This is a genomic window from Limosilactobacillus sp. (assembly GCF_051873035.1).
In the GTDB taxonomy this organism is placed as follows: domain Bacteria; phylum Bacillota; class Bacilli; order Lactobacillales; family Lactobacillaceae; genus Limosilactobacillus.
Map to the genome: position 1 here is coordinate 84713 of NZ_JBJEEL010000057.1, position 23955 is coordinate 108667.

The window sequence follows — 23955 nt, forward strand, 5'->3', positions numbered from 1 at the left end:
AGGCGAGAAGCGGGTGCTTCTGCTTTTTCTTTCAACGTTTACTAGAATAACTAACTCCAGGTTAAATGTCAAGACAATTATCCCTTTGACCGCAAATTTTCACCGGTCATCGGTAGTTCCCGGGAAAGGAACTTCACCCGTTCCATAATCCGCTGCGCCTTTAAGGGCTCATGATCTCCCTGGTTATCAACCGCCAAGTGGTTCTTCTCCAGCTCATCCATCGCGAAGTTAGAGCTAAAGAAGGTCGGTAGCTCCTCTTGCATTCGGTATTCCAGAATAATCCCGAGGACATCATCACGTACCCACTTACTCATTGCATCGGCACCAATGTCATCCAGCATTAGTACCGGTGCCTTCTTGACCGCGTCCAGCTTTGCACTAATATTGTTGTTCCGGATAGAGTTACGCATTTCCACCGCAAAACTTGGAAAGTGAAGCATCGTCGTTGCCACGCCCTTTTTCTTCGCTAATTCATTAGCGATGGCGCCGAGTAAGTAGGTCTTTCCAACCCCAAAGCTACCATACAGGTATAGTCCCGGAATAAAGTGATCACTAGGGTAAGCATTGGTAAATTCAATGGCGGCCTTTAATGCAGCTACCCGAGTCGATGTTTGGTGCTTCTCATCAAGATAGAAGTCATCCAGCGAGGCGTGTTGGATAAACTTCGGCATGTTAATCGACCGTACCAGACGTTGAATGTGCCGCTGACGTTCCTGTTCAATTAGCTGCTGGGTTGGTACATAGGTAACGTCAATTTGCCCCGAGTTAAGTATCAGCTGTGGTGAGTAGCCAGGGGCTACCGTTGCCTCCCCCTTTTCACGCAACTGCTTTTCATGGTAAAACTCGTACAGCTTGGACTGGCCACTATGGACCATTTCTTTAGTAATCTGATCCTGATTCTGCAGTAGGAAGGCCTTCACATCGGGATCTGCCAGGACCCGTTTCATTAACAGGTCAACGCTGGCGGCCACGTTCTTTCCCCGCATTACATTTTGTAAAGATTCACTCAAGGACTTCATATTCCCACCACCTTTTATTGTTGCTTTCGTTTAGCCAACATTTGCTGAATTGCCTGTACTTCCTCTTTAGAAGCCTTTTGGTTACGTTCTTGCTGGCTCTTTTTACTCCATTCGGGCATCTTTTCTTCAATCTTAGGCCGGCGGTAATTACTTGACCGCCGCTTGGCCGGTTGGCCAGCAGCCCGTTGCTGGGCAAAGGCCTTTAGTTGCAACAGGGCACTCGGCCCATCATGTACCCCGGCCTTTAGCCAACTATTCGCAATTGCATCCACAAAATTAGCCTTTAACGTTGGGTTCCCTAAATCAGCAATGATATACCAGGAAAGAATATTGATGGCAGCCGCATCCAACTTAACATCAGCAACCAGGTGAGTTAAAATGTGCCGCTCACTAGCTGTGACATAACCACCCGTCTGCTCCTTTAGACTTTGCAAAAAATCAATTGGTGCATACTTAACAACACTCGCCAATAGTAATTGGTCCTTCGACGTTAACTGCCCCGCTGCAGGGTCGTGGTTAGCAGTAGTTGTTTTCGTTTGCGTAGGAATGGTCGTCGCTGCTTGCCGGTAAGTACTAGCTACCACCCGCTTAAATTTGGCAGGATCGAAATGGTTATCGGCTAAGTTAACTGCTTTTAAAAGCATTTTTTTCATCGTCGGTTCATCGATCCCGTAAAGTTCATGTTCAACTTCTATCAACTGCTGGTGGTCCTCGAGGTCCTTTTTTATTACCGGTTGGCCAGCCAGCAATTCATATAGGGTTGGCCAATCAAAGTCGCTTTGGCCAGTATTCCGGCTTTTCCCTTCCACCGACTGGTGACGCCGCGCATTCTGAATGGGGGTCGGCGTTGACAGGACCGACCGGGAAGCCACGTGAAATTCATCTAAAAAGTGATGACTGACATTGGTTAACTGGGGATGAGAAGCCAGCTGAAAGCGCTGGGCCTCCTTAGCAAGACGGGTAAAACGGTCCTCACCAACCGCTTCCAGTAATAATACACTTAGGAGGTCATCATCAATGAACGCTGCCGGCGTTAACGTCGACTGGAGACGGTAAACATAGAATGTCCCGAGGTCATCATGACCACGAAGGGTGGTTACTAACCCCACGGCCTCTAACCGGTGAAGCGCCCCGGCGACTTGGCCACTGCCGGCGTTAAGCTGACGGATAATATTAGACTGTAAGCGCCGCTCGCCCATTGTCGGATTAGCAACTAGCTGGGCCTTCAATGCGTAAAAGAGGCTAAAGGCAGTCGGTCCTAAAATTGGCTGATAAAAGGTCGTTAACGTAGTTGAGTTGAAGTTCACAAAGTCACTTGCTGCGGTTACGATGAACCCAGCCTGGGGATCAAATTCACCGCCGTGTTCTACCATTTAACTTCCTCCTAATCATCTTTATGTTCTGCCTTAACCATGGTCTCAAGCTCATTCATAAAGGCATCAACATCCTTAAATTGCCGGTAAACACTTGCAAACCGGATGTAGGCGACCTCATCGACATCCTTTAATTCATTCATTACATATTTACCGATGAGCTGGCTCGAAACCTCACTTTCGCCTAAGCTCCGGACCTTTTTTTCTACCTTATCAGCTAATTTAGTTAACCGGTCCATACTAACTGGCCGTTTCTCGGCCGAGCGGACAATCCCGTTGAGGATCTTTTGCCGGCTAAACTCCTGCCGGGTCCCATCCTTTTTTATTACAAGTAGTGGTGTTTCTTCATACCGCTCAAACGTGGTAAACCGGAAGCCGCAATGAACGCACTCCCGCCGCCGTCGAATAAAGGTACCGTCTTCACTAGGGCGGCTGTCAACCACCCGTGAACCATTACGGTGACAATGTGGACACTTCATGCGCTTACCTCCTTAAAAATACTTAGTACTTTATTTTACCATAATCAGATTGAATGCAGACGTTGAACCAGCTGGGCCACTTGTTTTTGGAGCTGGTGGTAGTCACCATTATTATCAATCACCAGGTCTGCTTGCGCTTTCTTTTGTGCTAATGGCATTTGGGCAGCAATTCGCTCCTGGGCCGTTTTCCGGTCATAACCATTCCGCTTTTGAAGGCGTTGGACCTGGGTTGGATAATCCACTGTCACCACGACCGTCAAGTCACAGTCATCATCATAGTGTTGCTCAAACAGGAGCGGGGCATCGAGGATCACAACCGGCACCCGTGATCGTTTAAAACCGGCTACCTGTTCCATGATCGTTTCGCGAATTAACGGCTGCATCAGCTGGTTAAGCTGCTTTCGAATATCACTATTTCCAAACGCCAATTGACCAAGGCGGGCCCGGTCCAATTCACCGTTTTGGGCTAAAATACCACGGCCAAACTGGTCGACCAGGCGTTCAAAACCGGGCTGCCCGGGCTGTTGCAAACGATGGGCAACTAGGTCAGCGTCGATAATGGGAAAGCCGACCTGGGCTAGCATCCCGCTGACGGTTGATTTTCCACTGGCAATTCCACCGGTGAGGCCGATAACTTTAGTCATTTTCTTCCTCCATCAACGGTTGGCAGTGGGGACAGAAGGTGGTCCCACGTTGGGCCACCTTGATTTTAATTAGCTTAGTACCACACCGCGGGCAGCGATCACCACCGTGCCCATAGGCATTAAGGCGCTCCTGGAAGCCACCGGTGTCCCCCATTGCATTGACAAAGGTATGTACCGTGGTTCCCTTGTACTTTATCGCCTGGGCCAGTTCTTGGATAATATTGTCGTGAAGGGCGGTAATCTGCTGATCGGTCAGGGTATTAGCCGGTTGCTCCGGGTTGATTTTACTCATCCATAAAACTTCATCGGCATAAATATTTCCTAGACCGGCCACATGGCGCTGGTTCAACAGGAAGGGCTTTATCTTCCCCCTGCTTTTGCGCAGCTCTTTTTTAAAGAAATCCACCTTAAAGTCCGCCGGCGTCGGTTCAGGACCAATCGTCTTTAGCCCACCAACCGTCATTTCTTCACCGGTCCGGACTAACGTCATCCGACCGAACTTGCGGGTATCGTGATAGCAAAGCTCACTGCCGTCGGTAAATTGAAAGACAACGTGAGTATGCTTATCAATTGGCCCCCCAATCGGCTGACTGTAGTACTGCCCTTCCATCCGCAGGTGGGAAACCATGGTTAAGTGGTTGCTAAAGCGGAAGAGGAGGTACTTTCCCCGCCGGTCGACGTCTTCAATTGTCTGCCCAATCAGGGCCTGTCGAAACTCTTCAACATCATTGGTAATTGTCTTGCCGTAATAAACATCAATTGCGTTAACCTTACGGCCCTTCGCAATCTTGAGGAGGCCCCGCCGGACGGTTTCAACTTCTGGTAATTCTGGCATTATTTATCGCTACCTTTACTATTTTAAATCGTACCAGGTATCACCGACCTTGCTCTCAACCTTTAACGGAACATTGAGCTTGACCGCTGAGTCCATTACCTGGGGAACCAACTTCTCTAGTACCGGGATTTCGTCCGCCGGTGCCTCAAAGACCAGTTCATCATGAATCTGTAACAACATCTTTGCCTTTAACTGGAGTTTTTCAATTTCAGCCTGCATCCGAATCATGGCGATCTTAATAATATCCGCCGCACTACCTTGGATTGGGGTATTCATGGCCGTCCGCTCTGCAAAGGACCGCCGGGTAAAACTTTTGGCATTAATATCTGGCAAATAGCGGCGCCGGTGCGTGATCGTTTCAACATAACCGTGTTCCTTAGCAAAGGCAATCGTATCATCAATGTACTTTTTAACTCCCGGAAACTCCTTAAAGTAATTCTGGATAAACTCATGGGCTTGTGACCGGGTAACATGAATTCGCTGGGCAAGACCGTAGTCACTAATTCCGTAAACAATTCCGAAATTAACGGCCTTGGCCCGCCGCCGCATATTGCGGTCAATTTGAGCATCAGCTGGTAAGTGGAAAATCCGCCGCGCGGTGCTGGCGTGAATATCTTCACCATTTTTAAAGTCTTCCTGGAGGTTCTTATCACCCGTAATATGGGCTAATACCCGTAATTCCACCTGTGAGTAATCAGATGAAAAGATCTGCCACCCCGCATGACTAGGTACAAAGGCCTTCCGGATTAACCGTCCTTCCGGAAGCCGGACTGGGATATTCTGCAGGTTAGGATCGACCGAGGATAGCCGTCCCGTCTGCGTTAGGGTCTGCAGATAGCGAGTATGGATCTTTTGGTCACTGGAATGGATTACCTTTAACAAGCCGGTAATGTACGTCGATTGTAATTTAGCAATCTGCCGGTATTCGAGGATCTGCTCCACAATCGGTGCCCGGTCGGCTAACTTTTCGAGCACGTCAACCGCCGTTGAATAGCCGGTCTTGGTTTTCTTAATAACCGGGAGCTTCAGTTTTTCAAAGAGGATGTGACCAAGTTGCTTAGTGGAGTTGATATTAAACTCCTCACCAGCCTCCTCATAAATCTGCTTTTCAATGTCGGCCAGCCGCTCAGTTAACTTGCTTCCCATATTCTTTAGGGTCTGGGCATCCACCCGTACCCCAGTCATTTCCATCGTGGCGAGAACCCGGGTTAGTGGTAATTCAATGTCAGTGTAAAGCGGTGTTTGCTTATTCTCTGCCAACTGCTTAAAGAGTGGGTCCTTAAGTTTAGCGATTGTCCGGGCCTTTTGGGCAAGGTGGTTAAAGAAGACCTGGTCATCTTCGGGAATGGCACGTTTAGCACCCTTCCCATAAACCGCTTCATCGGTTGGAACATCATGGTAATCATGCTCTAAGGCTACCTTCCCCAGGTCATTGCTATTATCATTGGTGTTCAACAAGTATGAAGCTAGTAAGAGGTCAAAATTGATATTTGTTAGGTCAATCCCCAAACGGTGCAGGCCGACAATTTGAGCCTTCGCATTGAAGACGTTCTTAGCAATCTCCGTTGACTCGAGCAGTTTCTTCAAAGGTTGAGCCTGCAGTAGGTCCACATCGCGGCTGACCAACCAGGTCTGGCCATCGCCGATCACAAAGCCCGCAAACGGTGAAGTATGGTAGTTAGCTTCGGGCATTTCCAAGAAGAAGCTAACCTCACCACTGAGCTGGTCAACTAGTGCCAGCTTATCCTTGGTTAATTCCGTAAATTCAACTGGTTGAACCTTTTCTTCACTACTTGGTTCAACATTCATCTTGGCTAAGAAGGACTTAAAGCCCATTTGCTGGTAGAAGTCAACTAGTTCCGCGGTCTGTTCTCCTTCATACTTGAGGTCGGCTAAGCCAATTTCAAGTGGCGCATCACGCAGGATCGTTGCTAGCGTCTTACACTGCCTAGCGACTTCTTCATCCTCGATTAGGTGCTCCTTCATCTTACTCTTCTTAAGCTCATCGATATTGTCATAAAGGTTCTCTACCGAGCCAAAGCGCTTGACCAATTTAATGGCGGTCTTCTCACCAACCTTAGTTACACCCGGATAGTTATCAGAAGTATCCCCCATCAACGCCTTCATGTCGATGATCTGCGTTGGGGTAATGCCCAATTTTTCTTCAACGTGTTCTGGCGTATAATGTTCAGTGTCTGTAACCCCCTTATGGGTAACGGCCACCGTGGTGTGGTCACTGGCCAGCTGGGTCAGGTCTCGGTCACCGGTGACAATTAACGTTTCATAGCCAGCCGCGTCCCCTTCTTTGGCCAGGGTCCCGATAATGTCATCGGCTTCGTACCCCTTTAGTTCGTAACTATGGAGGCCGCTAGCCTTAACCAGTTCCCGGACGTACGGTAACTGTTCGGTTAACTCTTCCGGCGTCTTATTTCGCCCACCCTTATAGTCACCATACATTTTCGTCCGGAAGGTAACCTTGCCGGCATCAAAAGCCACGAGAGCCGCATCAGGATGGAAGTTTTCTAAGACGTGGTCCAGCATCAGCTTAAAGCCATAAATAGCTGCCGTGTGGAGGCCATCCTTATTCGTAAACTTGTCAATTTGGTTATGCATCGCGAAAAATGCCCGAAAAACGATGCTGTTACCATCAACCAATAATAATTGCTTTGCCATTAAAATTCCGCTCCTTCTATTATTCTTAACAATTGTACCAAAGATTGGTGCGAGCCGTTAATTCCCTGTTTGTCGATTTAAGAATTCGCCATAATATAAAGAAGTGATCTTTTGAATAAACTACTTAATACTCATCACGTTGAAGAAGCCCGCCTGTTTGCGATTATTATGACCTTCTGCGGTGGTTTCCTCGACGCTTTTACCTACATCCAGTGTGGGCATACCCTGGCTGCGGCCCAGACCGGTAACATCGTCTTCCTCGCTGCGGCCCTGGTCAACCACAACGTCATCGGGATTGTCGACCGGTGCGGGGCCATTCTCTTGTACATCATCGGTATTATCACCGCCCTCGTTTTTGAGGCCCATCTTAAATATTGGCGGGTCTTTTGTCTCTTGCCAATTTTAATGATCGGGCTCTTTATCGGTGCCATGCCAGAAAGTTATCCAACCTACCTATCAGTGGGGCTGGTCTCCTTCGGTTTGGCTCTTTTAAACACCGCTTTTAGTAAGATCGAAGGACTAGGTTACAGTAGTGTCTTTACTACCGGCAACCTCAAGAACTCGGTTATCTCGTGGACGGACTTTTACTACCACCGCGAACGGAAAGAATTTATTACCGGTCTGAACTACTTTCTGATCGTAGTAGCCTTCACACTCGGCGCCATTGCCTCGGCGGCTATCCAACCGCTACTCCGGATGAAGACCATTTGGGTCGCCGTTGTCATTATCCTAATTACCGATATCTTTTACTATTTCCAGAAAAAGCATGAGAAAGGTAAGCAGCTGTAGCATTATGGTATGTAAAAAGCGCCAGGCATTCGAGAAACTCGAACGCCTGGCGCCTTTTATGTTTACGGGGATACTAAACAAAGCCTTAACTGACTTTTGTTTTCCCCTTTTTAGTATTGACCGTCTTAATCCCGATTACTTATACCAAAAATTTGTAAGAATGAGATAAAGAGGTTAATGAAGTCTAAGTACAGCTGGAGAGCACCCACAATTGCGAGCCCCATCACTGTATTTTCAGTGCTGTAGTTCATGTAAATTTGCTTCATCTTCTGTGCATCCCAAGCCGTTAATACGACAAAGATAATCACCGCGATGTAAGAGAAGATATAAGCAATTGCTGGGCTCTTCAGGAACATATTAATGATCGAAGCAATAATCAGAGCAACCAGGGCCGCTAAGGCATGTGCCCCAAATCGACTGAGGTCCCGTTTAGTTACCGTCCCATAGATCGCCATGGTTGCAAAGACCGCGGCTGACGAAACAAAGGCGGCCGCAATATCTTGCCCCGTATAAGCACCAGCAATTAGGGCAAATTCAACCCCATAGATGATTGCTACCACCATCAACATGATGAAGCCCCCAACCGGGTTACGCGTGGCACTAAAACTAATCCCCATCGTTAACGCAAATGGTAACAAGAGGAGTAACCAGACCATCCCCGGGTGCTGTTGAAAGTACCCTAGCACCTGGTTAGCAAACACGTTCATCGTCAGCCAAGCACTAAGGGCCGAAACTAACACTGCCAGTGTCATGTTCCCATACATCTTAGTAAGAAAACTATTCAGTCCTGCCTGGTCAGTAACAACCCGCCGACCGGAACTGTTAAAATTATCCATTTTCAATCGTCCTTCCTTAAAGTCAGTATAACTGCTAGCTTACCATACTTTACGTCGGCAACGGGCAAAAAGCTTACTTATTAACTATTTCTTTGAACTTATCTTCATACTTTTCAATGTCACCGGCACCCATGAAGATCAGCACGGCGTTATGGTACTGCTGCAGCTTATCGATGGAGTCCATATCAATTCCTTCACTTCCCGGAATCTTGGCCGCTAAGTCCGCACTGGAAACCGAACCGTTTTGTTCACGGATTGAAGCAAAAATTGGGGTTACAAAGACCTTATCAGCCTTACTTAAGCTTTGCGCAAAACCATCTAAATAAGCGGCTAGGCGGGAATAGGTGTGGGGCTGGAAAATCGCCACGATTTCCTTGTCAGGGTACTTTTGCCGTGCGGCATCAATTGTCGCCTTAATTTCGTTCGGGTGGTGAGCATAGTCATCGATCATCTTGTTATCGGCAACATCCGTTTCACTAAACCGCCGCTTAACACCCGTAAAGTTGGCCAGTTCCTTCTTGATCTCGGCCATATTAACCTTTTCCATGTAGGCGACCGCTAAGACCGCTAGGCTGTTTAAAATACTGTGTTCACCGTACAAGTGAATGGTGAAGGTCCCTAACTTTTGATCCCGGAAGTAAGCATCATAGGTCGAACCAGCCGGTGTTCGTTGAATGTTTTCGGCCCGGAAGTCGTCATCCTTACCTGTCCCGTAATAATAAACCGGTACATCCACATCAAGCTTACGGAGGTTCTTATCATCACCCCAGGCAAAGATAGCCTTCTTAACCTGCCGACCATAGGTTTCAAACGAACTCCGTACATCATCAATATCCTTGAAGTAGTCGGGGTGGTCAAAATCAATGTTAGTCATGATCGCATAGTCTGGATGGTAGGCAAGGAAGTGGTCACGGTATTCGTCCGCTTCAAAGACAAAGAAACGGTCCGCCGTATTCCCGGTACCAACACCATCACCAATTAAGTAGCTGGTTGGTTCCACCGCGGCCAGCACGTGAGCCAGGAGCGCAGTGGTGGAAGTCTTACCATGGGCCCCAGCAATTCCGATACTAGTATGGCCTTCCACTTCATCTTCAACGGCTTCTGGATAGGTCATAACCGTTAGGCCCATCTCTTTGGCCCGTTGAACCTCAGGGTGGTCATCGGGGAAAGCATTCCCCTTGATAACCGTCATCCCAGGCTTTAAGTTGTCCGGGTTAAAAGGTAAAATCTGAATACCGGCCGCCAGAAGTGGGCCCTGGGTAAAGGTCTCCTTTTCAATATCAGAACCGAGAACCGTGTTCCCCTGATCATGCAGGACCCGGGCCAAAGCAGCCATCCCAGTTCCCTTAATTCCAATGAAATAGTAAGTTTTTGTTCCCATTCTCTCGTTTCCTTTCCATACCACCAGCGACTACTTTGCTGGGAAGAAGGTATCAGCCTTCGCAAAGTCAACCGCTTCACCAACTGCTTGCCAGTCATCTGGAATAATCCAAAGGCCCTTCTTATCAGGGGCATTCTTCATCTTAAGTTCACGGAAGCCACAGAGCATTCCGTCACTTTCGACTCCCATAAGGGCCCCGGGCCAGATAATCTTACCGTCAGGCATCATCGCACCCGGCCGGGCTACCACGACTTTAATCCCTTCGGTAACGTTTGGTGAACCACAAACAATTTGAACGGTCTGGTCGGCACTAATCCGGGTCTTCGTAACCTTTAAGTGGTCGGACTTCGGGTGGTCAGTCATTTCCTCAACCCGACCGACGACAAACTTCGGTGTATGATCCGCCGTCAATTGTTGATCAAAGCCCGCGGCCGTCAACTTTTGGTTTAGTTTGGCAACCTGGTCATCGCTCAAGAAGACCTGGCCATTTTGCCCCTTTAGTTCTGGTAATAGTTGGCTGGCCTCCATAAAGTTGTAGCCAAGCAATTCATGATCCTTGGCGGTGACGATTTGGGCAACGCCATCGTTTGCCTTTTCTACTTGCTCACCGTTATCAGGGGCGGTAATCGTTACTAAAATGTCCCCCATTTCACTGGGATTATAACTCGCAATTAACATCAAATGTTCCTTTCTAACTTAGTGTTTCGGCTGCTAACCACCAAAAACGGGGTGGAGACAACTCCCACCCCGCACATTGATTAATCTGTTTTACTTTAGTAGTTCGGCAGGACGAATTAATTTGCTCTTCCTATTCTACTTCAAATTACGCAAAAAATCTTCCACTTGTTCCTTAGTTTTACGATCTTTGTTAACAAAACGACCAATTTCCTTACCATGATCGTAAACAACTAGACTCGGAATACCGAAAACATTTAGTGCCGCCGCTAAATCGATGTTTTCATCCCGGTCTACACTATAGAAAGTATAGTCAGCAAAGTCACTTTCAATTGCTGGTAAAGCCGGCTTGATAAAGCGGCAATCTGGGCACCAATCGGCGGTAAAGAAGAGCACTACTTTCCCCTCACCAATTGTCGATACCAGTTGATCAGCTTGAGTTTTAGGCAATTTTTCCATTATACTTCATCCCTTTGCTTTTAATGCAGGTTCACTATACCATAATTAGTAGCCCAAGTCCGTTAATATGCTATATCATGGCTAAAGCCGCTGGAAAATGGTAAAATTAATTAATAATAAGAGATAAAGGAAGCATTTTAATGACTGAATTAAATAACTCCGCCAATCCGTGGCTCGTACCTATCACGCTGGGTGCTTCCGGGCTCGTCGGTTTTGTCGCTGGTAAGCTCTTTGGTAACCGTCCCTTTTCTGCTGGTCGTGCCTTAAAGATCATTCGTCACGACTTTTCACGTGAAGGAACGATTACTGGTAGTTGGATTAACCACCGGCAGATTCCGTTTCAACGGTACTCAGTTAAGACCAATGCCTACCAAGGTGGCCTAACCCGGTTAGAAGATGGTGAACCCGTCAACTATGAGTTTAAAGTTGATGCCTACACCGGCAGTTTACTGGAACTAAAGCGCCTTGCTAAAAACTAAATAATTACTACGAACAAAAGAGGAGACTGAAAAAACGGTGTTTTTTCAGTCTCCTCTTTTGTTTTAAATATTACTTTTGGTACCCTAAAGCGGTTAGGCAAAGTGGGCACTAAGTTTATAAATTGGTTGTCCCTTAGCAGCAAACTTCTGCTCATATTCGGTTTCAACATTGTGCTCATTCTCTTCGCTGTTATGCAAGTCGAGCCAGACACCATCAAAGTGCATGCCGTAGTTATTCATACTCTGCAAAGAAAACTCAAAGAAGCCCATGTTATCGGTCTTCAATTCAATGCCGCCGTGTTCTTTTAATACTTCCTGGTAGCCAGCTAAGAAGGTGTGGTAAGTAAGTCGCCGCTTAGCATGCCGCTTCTTTGGCCACGGGTCAGAGAAGTTTAGGTATAAACGGTCGATTTCATGGGCGTCAAAGAAGTTGGTAATGTCAGAGCCATCCCCACAGATTAGTTGTAGGTTTGGTAATTCTTCCGCCAGGGCCTTTTTGAGGGCAATTGCCGCCACGGTCCGTTGGATCTCTAAGCCGATAAAGTTAATCTCCGGATGGGCCTTGGCCATTCCAATAATAAATTGGCCCTTTCCCATACCAACTTCAAGGTGGACCGGCTGGTGCTGATTAAAGCGCTCTTGCCAGTGACCCTTCACCTTTTCCGGTTCGGTTACCATCATTTCAGGATGGGCAGCAATTAGAGGGTCTGCCCATTTTTTATGTTTTACACGCATTTTAAAAATCCTCACTTAATTTTTTCATTCGTAGTTTAAAGTAGAAGCGGGTTAAGATTGCCACTTCAATTGCGGCTAGGACTAGGTTAACTAACAACTGCTGCCAGTTACCATGAAGGCCCAGACTAGCTAGTACGATTAGGGCCGCTACCACCACCGTCACCCGGGTCAACAGCCGTTGAAAGTCACGAAGACGTTCCTGGTGGCTAACCGGGTACAGGTGGGTAAAGACGTTACTATCATACTGGTCATAAAGTGGCATCAACTGGGTGGCAATTAGGTAGATAAACAGCACCGCCAGCACCGCATTGAGCCACATTACTGGCACTAGGAAAGTTAATGCCATTCCTACCAGCGTTAGCCGCATCGCGATCCCACTAATCTCAGTATTCCGTACAAAGCCCCGCGAATACAGGTAGGCCCATGGTCTTGTCCCATTCGCAAGGTAAGTAATCAGGCCATTGGCCCACCGCCGCCGCTTAACGTTCCCCTGAACTGCGGGTACGTCAGTAAAGAGGTTAAAGAAGCGGTAAACACTGTACATCCGGGCGTCCTCCATCGCCACTGCGGCCGACCAATCGAGCATCAGGCCGCGGTAATACAGCCGCAGTGCAAGATCTAAGACAAGCGCAACTACCAGACCCACCAAGGGGTTAACCAACCAAGTCGCTAATCCTGCCAACAGGGGGGTTCCCCAGTATTCCAGTCGCGTTCGTCCCCTCTTTTTAGACCAGGCCAGGCTGATGGACTTACGGGCGGTAAACAACCAGCCATCCTTGGTAACCATAGCAGCCAGGAAAATGGCCACGATATCGAGGTTACTTAAGCGTTCCGTCGTTAACGCCAGCGGCAAGGCAACGAAGGTCCCCGCTACCGTAATTACTTCTGCCAGTAGCAGGCTATAGCGGTAGGCCCGTTTGAGGTAGTCCTCCATCGCCGCTACCTGGGGAAGGAGGAAAATTGGATCGGGTCGTTTAATCAGGGTTGCTAGTCGGCCGACCTGCGCCACCAGGACAAACCAGACCACTAAGAGCCACCGAATCCACCACAGACCTGGGCGGAGGGTCGGTAGCCATTGGGAATAGCCATAAGCTAGGGCACCAAATAAGAAGAATAAAGCAATGACGAAATGATCGTTAAAAACGAGGCGCCAGTACTTTAATAACTCCAGAAAGTGTTGCTGCCGACGTTTGGTAAATAGCTTACTCATGGTGATCATCCCTTGCTAGTCCGAGGTAAATCTCATCTAACGACTCGTCCGGTCGATCAGCTTGCTGACGTAACTCGTCTAGACTACCGTGGGCCCGTACCTGACCATTTGCCAGCAGCACAAAGCGGTCACAATACCGTTGGGCAGTATCCAAAACGTGAGTTGACATTAACACCGCCACGCCAGCCTTTTTCTTCTGCTCAATCAAGTTTAACAGGTCATGCACTGCCAGGGGGTCAAGGCCATAGAAGGGTTCGTCCACAATTAAGAGTTTTGCATCGGTCATGAACGCACAGCAAATCATAACCTTCTGCTTCATCCCCTTTGAAAAATTCGCCGGGAACCAGTCTAACTTATTATCCAAACGGAAAAGTTTCAGTAATTTATGGGCCCGTTCCCAGGCTTGCTGGTGGTCCAACTCATAGGCATCAATTGTTAGTTCAATGTGCTCTTTTAGAGTCAACTCATCGTAAAGAATCGGCGTCTCGGGCACATAGGCAATTTGTTTTTTATACTCATTCGGATTGGCTTGTAGGGTCAGACCATTCAGTGTAATTTGGCCGGAAAAGGGCTGTAATAGGCCAATGATATGGTTCAACGTGGTCGATTTACCCGCGCCATTAAGGCCGATCAGTCCCACTAATTCACCCGGTTGAACATCCAAGTTAACCTTTTTTAACACTGGAATCTGTGAATAACCACCAACCAGGTCTTTTACTTCAAGTGCCATTGTTGTTCCTTCCTTCCCTACTCATTTGTTTCAAATTTTAATTATACCATATGGTTTTTCACTGCAGGTAAAGGTAATTTTCGGTATACTAGAGGTAACATCTAAAATAAAGGAGTGCTCACGATGACTGATTGTATTTTCTGCAAGATTATTAACGGTGAAATTCCTAGCTATACGGTTTATGAAGATGACGTTGTAAAGGCCTTCTTGGATATTTCTCAAGGGACCCCGGGTCACACCCTCGTGGTTCCTAAGAAGCACGTCAAGGACCTGTTTGAATACGACGAAGACTTGGCAGCAGCGGTCTTCTCACGTCTTCCAAAGATTGCCCGGGCCATCAAGAAATCAAATCCCGCTATTAAGGGGATGAACGTAATTAACAACAATGGTGAGGTGGCCTACCAATCGGTCTTCCACTCCCATATTCACTTAATTCCACGTTACACAGATCATGACGACTTTAAGATGATCTTCAAGGATAATTCAGCTAAGTACGACGAAGCAAAGTACAAGCAGATCCAAGAATCAATCGTTAAGCAAATGGAAGCTGAAAAGTAATGGACAGGATTAAAAATAGGGTTGCTGACATCAAGCAACTGCTTCACAGCGTTCAGCAACTCCAGGCTAACGTTAAGGAGCTCCAGGAGTCGCTACCAGCCGTCACTGAATTTCAAAATGAGGTTCAACGGGCCCTAGACCAGTGGCACTTTAAATCCCAGTCACGAATTGATAAGATCATGGGGCTAATTGACGACTTAAATCACCATAATAAGGATTAAAGTAAAGCGGGCTAGGGAATTTTGTTTTCCCTAGCCCCTTTTAATTTTCGCTGCCTATTTTCTAAATATTTTTGAAAGAGCCTAAGCTTTCCTTAATACCATATACGGGTTAGGTAGTCCTATGGGATAATTTAACCATCGAAATAAATGGCATAAAGGAGATGTTATCATGGCAAAACAAGAACGCGTTGCTGTAATCACCGGGAGTAGTCGTGGGATTGGCCGCGGAATTGCGGAACAATTGGGTAAGGATGGCTACGCAATGGTCATTAATGGTTACCATGCTGCCGATTGTCAAGAGACGGCCGCAGAATTAGCCGCGGAGGGCTTTACGGTGGTCGCCGCCCCTGGCGATGTTTCCCAAAAGAGCACCCATGAAATGCTGGTCAAAACTGCGGTTACAAACTTTGGTCGTCTGGACACCTATATCAACAATGCGGGAATTGCCCAAATTGGTAACCTCCTCGACGAATCGGCCGAAAGTTTTCATAAAATTTACGCTACCAACGTTGATAGCGTTCTATTCGGTACGCAGGCCGCGGCCAAACAATTCAAGCAACAAGCAGATGGTGAGAAAATCCGCAAGATTATCAATGCCTCTAGTATCGCTGGCCACGTTGGTTATGAACAACTAGGGGCCTACTCATCAACTAAGTTTGCGATCCGAGGGCTAACCCAGGTAGCTGCTAAAGAACTAGCCAAGTACGGTATCACCGTCAACGCCTACTGTCCGGGAATTGTCGGTACCGATATGTGGGACTACATCGATGCCCGAATGGTGGCTGAAAATGGTGGTACTAAGGGGCAATACCTTAAGGCGGCCATTGACGGGATTTCACTCGGGCGGGCCGAAACACCAGCCGATGTGGCCGACTTTGTCTCCTACCTGGCCTCGCCAATGTCTGACTACATGACCGGCCAGGCCGTGCAAATCGACGGTGGTGTCCAATTCATTTAATTTATTAACTAAAAAAATTACACATAACCTAGAAAAGGCGTTAAGCATTCGAGAAATCGAACGCTTAACGCCTTTTTCTGCTCGCGGGAGGCCCACGAATTTTTTATCTTGTGGTCTACTTAGTTACCAGCGTTAGATGTATTGCTGGAAGAATTACCAAGTGTGCCACTGTTACTTGTGCTACCGTTGGAGTTCAAGTAGTCATCAAGAATGTTCTTTTCATCATTATCCTTAATAGAAACGTTCCCCTTCTTAAGCACGTTGGAGACAACCCTGTGCAGGAAGGTCCGGTTATTCATGTTCTCCGTAACGATTTGGTTACGCAAGTCGTTAATGTGAGCACTCTTCTTCCCCTTCGACGGGTGTTCAATCATGTAAATAACCTGGTAACCGTCGTCAGTCTTCACTGGCGTGGTGGTGTATTCCCCGGTCTTCAGCTTAAAGGCCGCCTTCTTGTAGGCGGAGTCTAATGAGGTATCGGTGTTATCAAAGGCCGGTACCCGACCGCCAGCCTTATTGTTAGAAGTATCAGTTGACTTGCTCTTAGCAAGTTTCTTAAAGGTCTTGTACTTATTGTCCGAATTGTTCAACTGGTTAATAATATCTTCAGCATCGGACCGACTACCAACCAGGATTTCGGCCGTCTGAACCTTTGGCTGGTACTTCTTCCATTGCTTATTAATTTGCTTAGATGTGATGTGGGAGTAATCACGAACCGCTGCTTCCAGTAAGAGGTTGGACCGTAACTGCTGCTTTAGTGACTTCTCCGTCATGCCATTTTGCTGTAAGAAGGCGCTAAACTGGTCGCCATACTGGTTCTTATAAGTGTTGTACTGGGCGTTAACTTGCTTATCAGAAACCTGCTTGCCGTATTCCTTTTCCAAGACCTTATCCAGGATCATCTGCTGCAGGACCTGCTTACCATTACTGGTTTGCTTCATACTAGAGTAGTATTCGCTTTGCGTAATCTTACCACCACTAGTTGTTGCAACCGCCTTGTTTCCGCAGGCCGCGAGTGGAAGCATCAATGCTGCACCAGCAATCACCGCAATTAACTTCTTTGATTTCAAAAAAACACATCCCTTTAATTATTTTCGCTTAGGTATACCCATTCAATATACCACACTTCGTTTTTTTACAAAGTCATGCAAGAAAAAGTTTAACTGATCTTCATAAATTATTCATTATTCAACTCGTTCAAATTAAGTACCGGTGCTAGCCCGAGTGCTTGATCATTAGCGGTAAAGAAGAGCACCTGGCTTTTCACCGCTAGTTGTTTCAAAAGGGCAAAGATCCGCTTCCGGCGAACATGGTCGAAGTTCACAAAACCATCGTCGATAACGATTGGGAGGGCCACCTGGTCGCTCATAACACTAATAAAGCCTAGCCGAAGAGCCACATAGAGCTGCTCCGCCGTTCCGGTTGATAGTTCCGCGACCGCAAACCGCTCTTGCTGGGCCGTCAACACGGCAACCCCATCATTAGTCAATAGAATTTTTGAATAACGGTTAGCTGTCAAAATGGCAAAGAAACGCTCAGCCGCGGTAATAATCGCTGGATAGCGGTCGGCCGATGCCAAGACCAACGCGCGGTTAATCCATTGCTCCGCCAACTGATAAGCAACCCACTGCCGGGCCTCTTCCCAGATTTGGGCGGCCCGGTTGGCCTGTTGTTGTTCAAGCTCTGCTAGGGTACCGTCAGCAACCAGGTTTTCAATCACTACTTGGGCATGCTGGGCCGTTTCCTGCGCCTGGTCAAGTTTATGCTGGGCCGTTTCGATTTGTGCTTGCAATCTTTGTAACTCAGCAGCCAGGGCCGCCTCACTATCAAAGTTCGCCAGCGCTTTCTTATCTTGCTCCGATAACTGTTGTTCATAGGCCGCGGTGGTTGCCTGATGGTGACGGACCACGGCCCGCCGCTTCAGGAATTGGTTAAAGGCCTCATCGTTACCTACACCTACTGATTGGTAAATCGTCCACTTCTCATTTTGAATATCACGCAACCGTTCCTTTAGCTCAGTCAAGTGATGGTTAGCGGCCGTTTCCTGCTGTCTAATCGCGGAAAGCTGCTGCCATTGATTTGCCCTTGTAGCTAACCATCCGGCAAAGCCGTGTACTAACTCACCGATATTATCACCACTGACTTTCCCGGCTAGCCGGTGCTTAATTACCGCCAATTGGTGTTGGTACTGACTCTTACTCTCCTGGTCAGCGGCAAGTTCACGATTTAGGTCCGCTACCCGGTGTAAGTCGGCCTGCATTATTAGCCACTGGTCAACTGGAAAATTACTCAGGCCATGTTGCTGGCCAAATTCCACTAGTTCCTGCCGGTGTCGGTCAGCAACCTGCTGCTGTTGACTTCGTTGGCGATAGTACCAGTACCCGGTCCCGGCTAAGGCAGCTATCCCGAGTCCCATTAACAATCCCTGGTGGTTAGCGAGGCCAATTATAAACAGGAGTGCCCCCACCCCGGCTAAACCAATCGTCAGTTTAGCATTCGAATTAGGTAGCGTACTTTCTTCCTTTACTAACCGTTCTAGCTGACCCACTGCCGTCGCCGATAAAGGGCGGGGTAACTGGTGACCATAACGCTCCTGAAGCTGGTTGCGCTCTTGGAAGTGTTTCTCCATTTCCCGTTCTCGTTGCTGGTAATGAGTGGCCTGTGCTTGTAACTGTAAAAGGCTCGCCTGGACCTGTTGATAGTCGGTACGGTGGGCATGATAGTCATCCAGGCCAGGCTGGTCAAACTGGTCAAGCCGGCCGTTAAGTTTGGCCAGTTGGTCTTGTGCTGACCGAACCTGTCGTTGATATTCCTGTTCAGCGGCCCGGAGTTGGTCAACCCGGTTAACCTGGTCATCACTAATTGGGGCCTGACTAGGTCCCCGTTGGCCATTTTGCCACCGGGCATACACGGGCCAAAGCCGCTTAAGCTGTTCTAACCGTTCACTTTGCGGACGTAGGGTAGCTAATTGCTTTTGGCTATGCTGGATTTCTTGCTGCGCCCTCGTCCGTTCTGCCAGCAGGCTGGTATAATCATCATATTTCTCACGGGCTGCTTGTATTTTGTCCTGCATATTTTGGTACTCTTTGAGGTGCTGATTTAATACTGGCTTACGTCCCCGGGGCTTAAAAATCGCCTCCCCGTCTTTTATTAATTGGCTTGTAAACCGACTCCACTCACTACTACCAACTGCACCGAGTTGTTGAAGGTGGCGCTGGACCTCATCCTGGTTAAGGTCATCGATAGCTGCTAAATCGGCCTGGCTAAAGCCGAAAACCGCCTGGTAGAGCTCCTGGTTAACATTACCCAATAAGTCTTCGAGCTTAGCAGCGCCGAACTGGTGGCCCGCCTGGTCGGTTACCGTTACCTTACCGCCAGCCTTACCCTGCTGGCGCTGAATCCGGTATTCTTGACCAGCAACCTCAACCAGCAGACTACCACCGTAAGCGGCCGAGTGGCGGGGCTTATACTGCTGGTACCGGTTTTTACCCTTAGCATTAGCAAAGCCGAAGAGGATGCTCCGGATAAAAACCGCCAGTGTCGTCTTCCCCGCCTCGTTGTTGCCAAAAATCACCTGCGGATTACTGCTAATCTTAAAATCTTGATCGACCCACTTACCAAACCCGTCGATATGAATACTCTTAATCTTCATCCTGGTGCCCCCGTTCACTTAGCAATTGCTCTGCCAATTGTTGGTATTCCGCTAGGTCCTGGTGATCCGCAAACTGTTCATACAAGGGTGCATACTTTACCAGCGGCTTAATAATCGCCGCTAAATTTTCTGTCGTCATAACATCTTTTCGGGCTTGCTGCCAATACTGCTGGTCGAAGTTAGTTATGTCGGGCAGTGGCCGCTGGTCAACCAACTCGATTTGGTAGGGCCACCAACTAATTGAATCCCGGTGACCAAGTTGGTCTTGTAAGTGCTCTAACAGCCCGCCATTTTGAATGAGCGGTTCCCACTTTTCACCGGCATTTTGTACCTGCAGGTCGACTAACTGTAAAGGATGGCTGTGACTTTTAGCCACCGCGGTCTGAATTAGTTGGTCAACCTCGTCTTCGCTCGTTGCAGATGCTAAGTCAATCGGCACACGGCGCCAGTCAATTCCTGCTAACTGCTTAAAAGTTGGTACCAGTCGCTTTCCCTCGTCTTGGACTAAGTAATAGCCGTGGGGACCGTCTTCATTTTTGTGGCGACCCTGTGGATTCCCACTGTAAACAATCGGTGGATTACTGGCCAGCAGTTGGTGCTTGTGAATATGACCAAGGGCCCAGTAGTCATAGTGCTTTGACCTAAGTTCGTCGAGTGTAAAGGGCGCATAGTGGTTGGCCCCCGCCTGGTGAAGGGCACCGTGGAGCATGCCGATTTGCCAATCAACTGCTCCCTTAACCGGGTAGTCAGCGGTCAAGTCATCATCAATCCACCGGTGGTCATAACTAAAGCCCGTAATCGCAACCGTGGTTTTATCCTTTAGCACTAGCTGGGTGGTGGTGACCTGATTAGGGAAAATGGTTACGTTCTCCGGCAAATTACTACTTACCGAAGGATCCTTTCGGTAGTCATGGTTACCATAGCTTAAAAAGACGGGAATCTGGTGCTGCCTTAGTCGTTCCATCTGCGCCGCAAAAAAGTTAAGGGCCGCAATACTCTTCCGTTCCCCATCGTAAATATCACCAACAATTAAAATAAAGTCGACGTGGTCCGCAATTGCGGCATCAACAATTTTTTGGAAGGCAGTAAAGGTCGAACGATAGATTTGCTGCCACAATTGATTCGGTAGGGCGGTTAATCCCTGGAACGGACTTGCTAAGTGTAGGTCGGCAGTGTGAATAAACTTCATTATCTTCCCTCCCCTGGTCTGATAAACGTAAATTGGGCCCAAACATTCGGAAATATCGAACGCTTGGACCCAATTGGTGGCTGGGAAAGCGCACCTATTTAGCTGACGGGCTAGTGCACTTTTCGCAATTTAACAACTACTTGTCTTCCTTTGGCATGATCTCTTTGTACATGTCTTGGATTGGACTAGTGATAGTCTTATTCAATTGTTGCAGCATTTGATCAATCTGCCGTTCTTGGTTCATCAAGTTTTGAACCGGCTTCTTGCCACTAATTTCCTTGGCCAGGGTTTGGATAGCATTAATTTCGTCTTGCGTTGGTTGTTGGCCTTGCATCTGCTTCTTTTGGGCATCTGCTTGCATCTTTTGGAACTTTTGGAATGAGGTCAGGGCTTCATTATCCGCCTTTAATTCATCCAGTGCCTTCTTTAAGCTTTGAAATTCTTGCGTTTCCACCAACTGGCGGCTCATGTCGTTAGCAGTATCGTAAATATTTACAACCATGATTAATAACTCCTTTTCTAATTCATCAGCTAAATTGTATCATGTTTCACCTACCGATTAAAAGGTGGGGCTAAAAGAGTGACCGTACACCATCAATAAACTTCTGGGCCCGATCGCCAATGTCATTAACTGACTGGTTGAAACGATCAACCAGGTTACCGTTATCCTTAAAGAAGGACTTCCAACCGGAACTACCGCCCTTAAGCCGGCTATTAGCCCGCGTTTGGGCATCCTTAACCGTAAATTTGGTGCCCGGTGTGGCCGCCAAAATACCAGTCATTTCCTGCTTAAATAGGCCATTGATATTGTGTTCAGAAATATCATTGAGTACGTGGTTGGAGTTGGTATCATCATATCCTTCCCAGGTCGCGACAACCACGTCCGGTGTATAACCAACAATCCACTTATCCCGGTCATTGGACTCATCACCCTTGACCCCTGAGTTGGTTGTCCCGGTCTTACCGGCGAGGGTGTAACCAGCCGGCTTAGCAGTCTCACCAGTCCCGTGGTCATAGACGCCGATCAACATACTGGTCATTTCACGGGCGGTCTTACTGGAGATAACGTGCTTTACCTTCGCGCCCTTATTTTGGGCAACGACCTTACCAGAAGCATCAACGATCTTGGTGATGTAGTAAGGGGATGGCATCTGTCCGTTATTATCAAACGTTGCGTATGCCCGGGCAATCTGTTGGGGAGAAACCCCCTTAGTCATTCCACCCAGGGCCAGGGCCAGGTTTTTATCCCCCTTCTCGACGGGGAGGCCAAAATCCTCGGCCATCTTATAGCCCTGATTAACCCCAATCTTGTTTAACAACCAGACCGCTGGTGCATTGAGACTCTCGTAAAGAGCCTTGTACATTGGTACGCTCCCACTATAAGTATCATCATAGTTCTTCGGCGTATAGTTGTTAGTTCCGTAAGACTGCTTCTTATCTTGAAGCGTTGAGTCATAGAAGTAACCGTGCTCTAGGGCCGGTGCATAAACAACGATTGGCTTGATGGTTGAACCAGGTTGCCGGCGCATTTGGGTGGCCCGGTTGAAGCCACGGAAGACGTGCTTCCCCCGGCCACCAACTACCGCGGTTACTCCCCCGGTCTTCGGGTTCATTGCGATGGAGGCCGACTGCACCTTCATCCCGTCCGCTGAATCGGCCGGGAAGTTGTCATCATCCTCGTAAGTCGACTGCATCGATGACTGCTGATCCTGGTCCAACGTTGTATAGATCTTATAGCCATCATTCATGATCGACTTTTCAGAAATATGGTAACGACGGGCCGCCTCGGCAATGACTTCATCAAAGAAGTAAGGGTACTTGTAACTATCGTTGCTGACGTATCCCTGGTTAACACCCAGGCTGGTCTTCTTGTACTGGTTAGCCGCGGACTGGCTGAGCTTGTGGTTCTCGACCATTAACTGGAGAACCATATTCCGCCGGGCCCGGGTATCAGCCGGGTGGAGGATCGGATCATAAATACCGGGTGATGTCAGCATCCCTGCTAACGTTGCCGCCTGGGGAACCGTTAACTGGCTAGCATTGACGTCAAAGTACCGCCGGGCCGCATCTTGAACACCCCAGACACCATGACCGAAGTAGGCATTATTGAGGTACATCGTTAAAATTTCATTTTTAGAGTACTGGTTCTCAACTTCTACGGCGATAAAGATTTCCCGGGCCTTACGTGAGAACGTCTGTTGCTGAGTCAAAAAGGCATTTTTTACTAGCTGCTGGGTAATGGTACTACCCCCACCTGATATATAGTTACGGTGTAATACCTTGTTTTTCACTAATAAAAAGGCCGCTCGACCTAGTCCCTTCACTGAGAAACCATGCTCATGGTAGAAGTTCCGGTCCTCGGTTGATAAAACTGCCGCGGGAACGTTAGCGGAAATATTATTGAGTTTAACGTAGGTCCCCTTTTGCGAGTACAGACTACCGGCTGACCGCTTCTTATTATCATAGATCATCGTTGGTCGGGATAAACGGTTCTGCAGGTTTTTGACATTAGAGGTCTTGGCAACAAATGTCAGGTGGATACTCATAATCAAAAACAAGCTGAGGAAAGTAACAATTAGCCACCGTGTTAGCTGATAACGGTGCCAAAACTTACCCGTGGCCCGCCTGAAATGGTGCCAGGCCACCTTAACCGCCTGGCGGAATTTGCTTCCCCACCGTTTTAACCACGCTATTATTCGCTCTTTAGTTGAATTTGGTTGTGGTTCACGTTTCATTTTTCGTTCTCCATTTATTCGTTCACTTTTAGAATGGAAAATATTTTAGCACATATTTGTTGCTCCACCGCAGATTAGCAACGATTTTAATTATTGTTTAAACAATGTTACTAGGCCCTTCATTAGTCGACAAAAGGCAATGAGGGGTCCTTAAACATGAGTTCCAACAAATACAAATGACCCTAAACTTCCGGTTGTGCCCGAATGCTTAGAGTCATCTGTGTACGATACTATTGACTTGTGATCAATATGACCGATCCAAGCCACAGCTTTTTTATTGAATTTGGGCAAGAAGACACGACCTTTTAAGGACGTGATGAATTGC

Annotated in this window: 23 protein-coding genes and 1 other annotated feature (1 of these 24 running past the window's edge); of the genes, 5 read left to right on the forward strand and 18 right to left on the reverse strand. The window is 47.8% G+C overall.

Annotated elements, in window-relative coordinates; genetic code table 11:
- Positions 1 to 31, reverse strand: a sequence feature (ribosomal protein L20 leader region); it reaches 103 nt to the left of the window's first position.
- A 46-nt stretch (positions 32 to 77) separates the two neighbouring features.
- The 6 genes from dnaI to polA are packed head-to-tail and all read right to left on the reverse strand — an operon-like array spanning position 78 to position 7023.
- Positions 78 to 1019, reverse strand: a complete 942-nt coding sequence (gene dnaI / locus ACI31H_RS05980; protein ID WP_439771077.1) for a primosomal protein DnaI — start codon at positions 1017 to 1019, stop codon at positions 78 to 80.
- A gap of 14 nt (positions 1020 to 1033) precedes the next feature.
- Positions 1034 to 2392: a DnaD domain protein gene (locus tag ACI31H_RS05985; RefSeq protein ID WP_439771078.1), complete on the reverse strand. Its 1359-nt coding sequence runs from the start codon at positions 2390 to 2392 to the stop codon at positions 1034 to 1036.
- Between the two features lie 11 nt (positions 2393 to 2403).
- The gene (nrdR, locus tag ACI31H_RS05990) at positions 2404 to 2871 is read right to left on the reverse strand and encodes a transcriptional regulator NrdR (RefSeq protein ID WP_439771079.1); all 468 of its coding nucleotides are present in this window, start codon (positions 2869 to 2871) and stop codon (positions 2404 to 2406) included.
- A gap of 44 nt (positions 2872 to 2915) precedes the next feature.
- Positions 2916 to 3515, reverse strand: a complete 600-nt coding sequence (gene coaE, locus ACI31H_RS05995; RefSeq protein WP_439771080.1) for a dephospho-CoA kinase — start codon at positions 3513 to 3515, stop codon at positions 2916 to 2918.
- Positions 3508 to 4350 carry a DNA-formamidopyrimidine glycosylase gene (gene mutM / locus ACI31H_RS06000; RefSeq protein WP_439771081.1) on the reverse strand — a complete coding sequence of 281 codons (843 nt, stop codon included), beginning with the start codon at positions 4348 to 4350 and terminating at the stop codon, positions 3508 to 3510. The genes coaE and mutM overlap by 8 nt, the downstream gene beginning before the upstream one ends.
- Before the next feature lie 18 nt (positions 4351 to 4368).
- On the reverse strand, positions 4369 to 7023 hold the full coding sequence (gene polA / locus ACI31H_RS06005) for a DNA polymerase I (RefSeq protein WP_439771082.1): 2655 nt from the start codon (positions 7021 to 7023) through the stop codon (positions 4369 to 4371).
- Positions 7024 to 7134: 111 nt separating this feature from the next.
- Between polA and ACI31H_RS06010 the strand changes: the two genes are divergently transcribed.
- Entirely contained in the window at positions 7135 to 7812 is a 678-nt protein-coding gene (locus ACI31H_RS06010) for a YoaK family protein (RefSeq protein ID WP_439771083.1), read from the forward strand.
- 125 nt (positions 7813 to 7937) lie between these two features.
- Here ACI31H_RS06010 and ACI31H_RS06015 read toward each other — a convergent pair whose 3' ends face one another.
- The 4 genes from ACI31H_RS06015 to ACI31H_RS06030 form a co-directional block, all read right to left on the reverse strand.
- Positions 7938 to 8648, reverse strand: coding sequence for a Bax inhibitor-1/YccA family protein (locus ACI31H_RS06015; protein WP_439771084.1), 711 nt, complete (start codon positions 8646 to 8648; stop codon positions 7938 to 7940).
- A 73-nt stretch (positions 8649 to 8721) separates the two neighbouring features.
- Positions 8722 to 10029, reverse strand: coding sequence for a UDP-N-acetylmuramate--L-alanine ligase (gene murC, locus ACI31H_RS06020; RefSeq protein ID WP_439771085.1), 1308 nt, complete (start codon positions 10027 to 10029; stop codon positions 8722 to 8724).
- A 30-nt stretch (positions 10030 to 10059) separates the two neighbouring features.
- Positions 10060 to 10707: a YtpR family tRNA-binding protein gene (gene ytpR / locus ACI31H_RS06025; protein ID WP_439771086.1), complete on the reverse strand. Its 648-nt coding sequence runs from the start codon at positions 10705 to 10707 to the stop codon at positions 10060 to 10062.
- A 135-nt stretch (positions 10708 to 10842) separates the two neighbouring features.
- Positions 10843 to 11163, reverse strand: coding sequence for a thioredoxin family protein (locus ACI31H_RS06030; protein WP_439771087.1), 321 nt, complete (start codon positions 11161 to 11163; stop codon positions 10843 to 10845).
- 140 nt (positions 11164 to 11303) lie between these two features.
- On the opposite strand from ACI31H_RS06030, the gene ACI31H_RS06035 reads away from it, so the two are divergent.
- Positions 11304 to 11642, forward strand: a complete 339-nt coding sequence (locus tag ACI31H_RS06035) for a hypothetical protein (protein WP_439771088.1) — start codon at positions 11304 to 11306, stop codon at positions 11640 to 11642.
- A 93-nt stretch (positions 11643 to 11735) separates the two neighbouring features.
- On the opposite strand, the gene trmB is transcribed toward ACI31H_RS06035, so the two are convergent.
- Genes trmB through ACI31H_RS06050 form a run of 3 tightly spaced genes read right to left on the reverse strand, consistent with a single transcriptional unit; the run spans position 11736 to position 14317 of the window.
- Positions 11736 to 12377, reverse strand: a complete 642-nt coding sequence (gene trmB, locus ACI31H_RS06040; RefSeq protein ID WP_439771089.1) for a tRNA (guanosine(46)-N7)-methyltransferase TrmB — start codon at positions 12375 to 12377, stop codon at positions 11736 to 11738.
- Position 12378: 1 nt separating this feature from the next.
- On the reverse strand, positions 12379 to 13587 hold the full coding sequence (locus ACI31H_RS06045; RefSeq protein WP_439771090.1) for an ABC transporter permease: 1209 nt from the start codon (positions 13585 to 13587) through the stop codon (positions 12379 to 12381).
- A complete protein-coding gene (locus tag ACI31H_RS06050) occupies positions 13580 to 14317 on the reverse strand; it encodes an ABC transporter ATP-binding protein (RefSeq protein WP_439771091.1) in 738 nt (245 codons plus the stop codon). The genes ACI31H_RS06045 and ACI31H_RS06050 overlap by 8 nt, the downstream gene beginning before the upstream one ends.
- 123 nt (positions 14318 to 14440) lie before the next feature.
- Here ACI31H_RS06050 and ACI31H_RS06055 point away from each other — a divergent pair, with 123 nt between their 5' ends.
- The 3 genes from ACI31H_RS06055 to ACI31H_RS06065 all read left to right on the forward strand — a co-directional run bounded on the left by ACI31H_RS06055 (position 14441) and on the right by ACI31H_RS06065 (position 16054).
- Positions 14441 to 14875 (forward strand): HIT family protein, encoded by a 435-nt coding sequence (locus ACI31H_RS06055; protein WP_439771092.1) that lies wholly within the window; start codon positions 14441 to 14443, stop codon positions 14873 to 14875.
- Positions 14875 to 15096 (forward strand): hypothetical protein, encoded by a 222-nt coding sequence (locus tag ACI31H_RS06060; RefSeq protein WP_439771093.1) that lies wholly within the window; start codon positions 14875 to 14877, stop codon positions 15094 to 15096. The genes ACI31H_RS06055 and ACI31H_RS06060 overlap by 1 nt, the downstream gene beginning before the upstream one ends.
- 169 nt (positions 15097 to 15265) lie before the next feature.
- Positions 15266 to 16054 carry an SDR family NAD(P)-dependent oxidoreductase gene (locus tag ACI31H_RS06065; RefSeq protein ID WP_439771094.1) on the forward strand — a complete coding sequence of 263 codons (789 nt, stop codon included), beginning with the start codon at positions 15266 to 15268 and terminating at the stop codon, positions 16052 to 16054.
- Positions 16055 to 16173: 119 nt separating this feature from the next.
- Here ACI31H_RS06065 and ACI31H_RS06070 read toward each other — a convergent pair whose 3' ends face one another.
- The 5 genes from ACI31H_RS06070 to ACI31H_RS06090 all read right to left on the reverse strand — a co-directional run bounded on the left by ACI31H_RS06070 (position 16174) and on the right by ACI31H_RS06090 (position 23630).
- Positions 16174 to 17124: a peptidylprolyl isomerase PrsA gene (locus ACI31H_RS06070; RefSeq protein WP_439771095.1), complete on the reverse strand. Its 951-nt coding sequence runs from the start codon at positions 17122 to 17124 to the stop codon at positions 16174 to 16176.
- A 107-nt stretch (positions 17125 to 17231) separates the two neighbouring features.
- The gene (locus ACI31H_RS06075; protein ID WP_439771096.1) at positions 17232 to 19706 is read right to left on the reverse strand and encodes an AAA family ATPase; all 2475 of its coding nucleotides are present in this window, start codon (positions 19704 to 19706) and stop codon (positions 17232 to 17234) included.
- Positions 19696 to 20895 (reverse strand): metallophosphoesterase family protein, encoded by a 1200-nt coding sequence (locus ACI31H_RS06080; RefSeq protein ID WP_439771097.1) that lies wholly within the window; start codon positions 20893 to 20895, stop codon positions 19696 to 19698. The genes ACI31H_RS06075 and ACI31H_RS06080 overlap by 11 nt, the downstream gene beginning before the upstream one ends.
- 136 nt (positions 20896 to 21031) lie before the next feature.
- Positions 21032 to 21397 carry a YlbF family regulator gene (locus ACI31H_RS06085; RefSeq protein WP_439771098.1) on the reverse strand — a complete coding sequence of 122 codons (366 nt, stop codon included), beginning with the start codon at positions 21395 to 21397 and terminating at the stop codon, positions 21032 to 21034.
- Between the two features lie 70 nt (positions 21398 to 21467).
- Positions 21468 to 23630, reverse strand: a complete 2163-nt coding sequence (locus tag ACI31H_RS06090) for a PBP1A family penicillin-binding protein (RefSeq protein ID WP_439771099.1) — start codon at positions 23628 to 23630, stop codon at positions 21468 to 21470.
- Positions 23631 to 23955 lie beyond the last annotated feature (325 nt).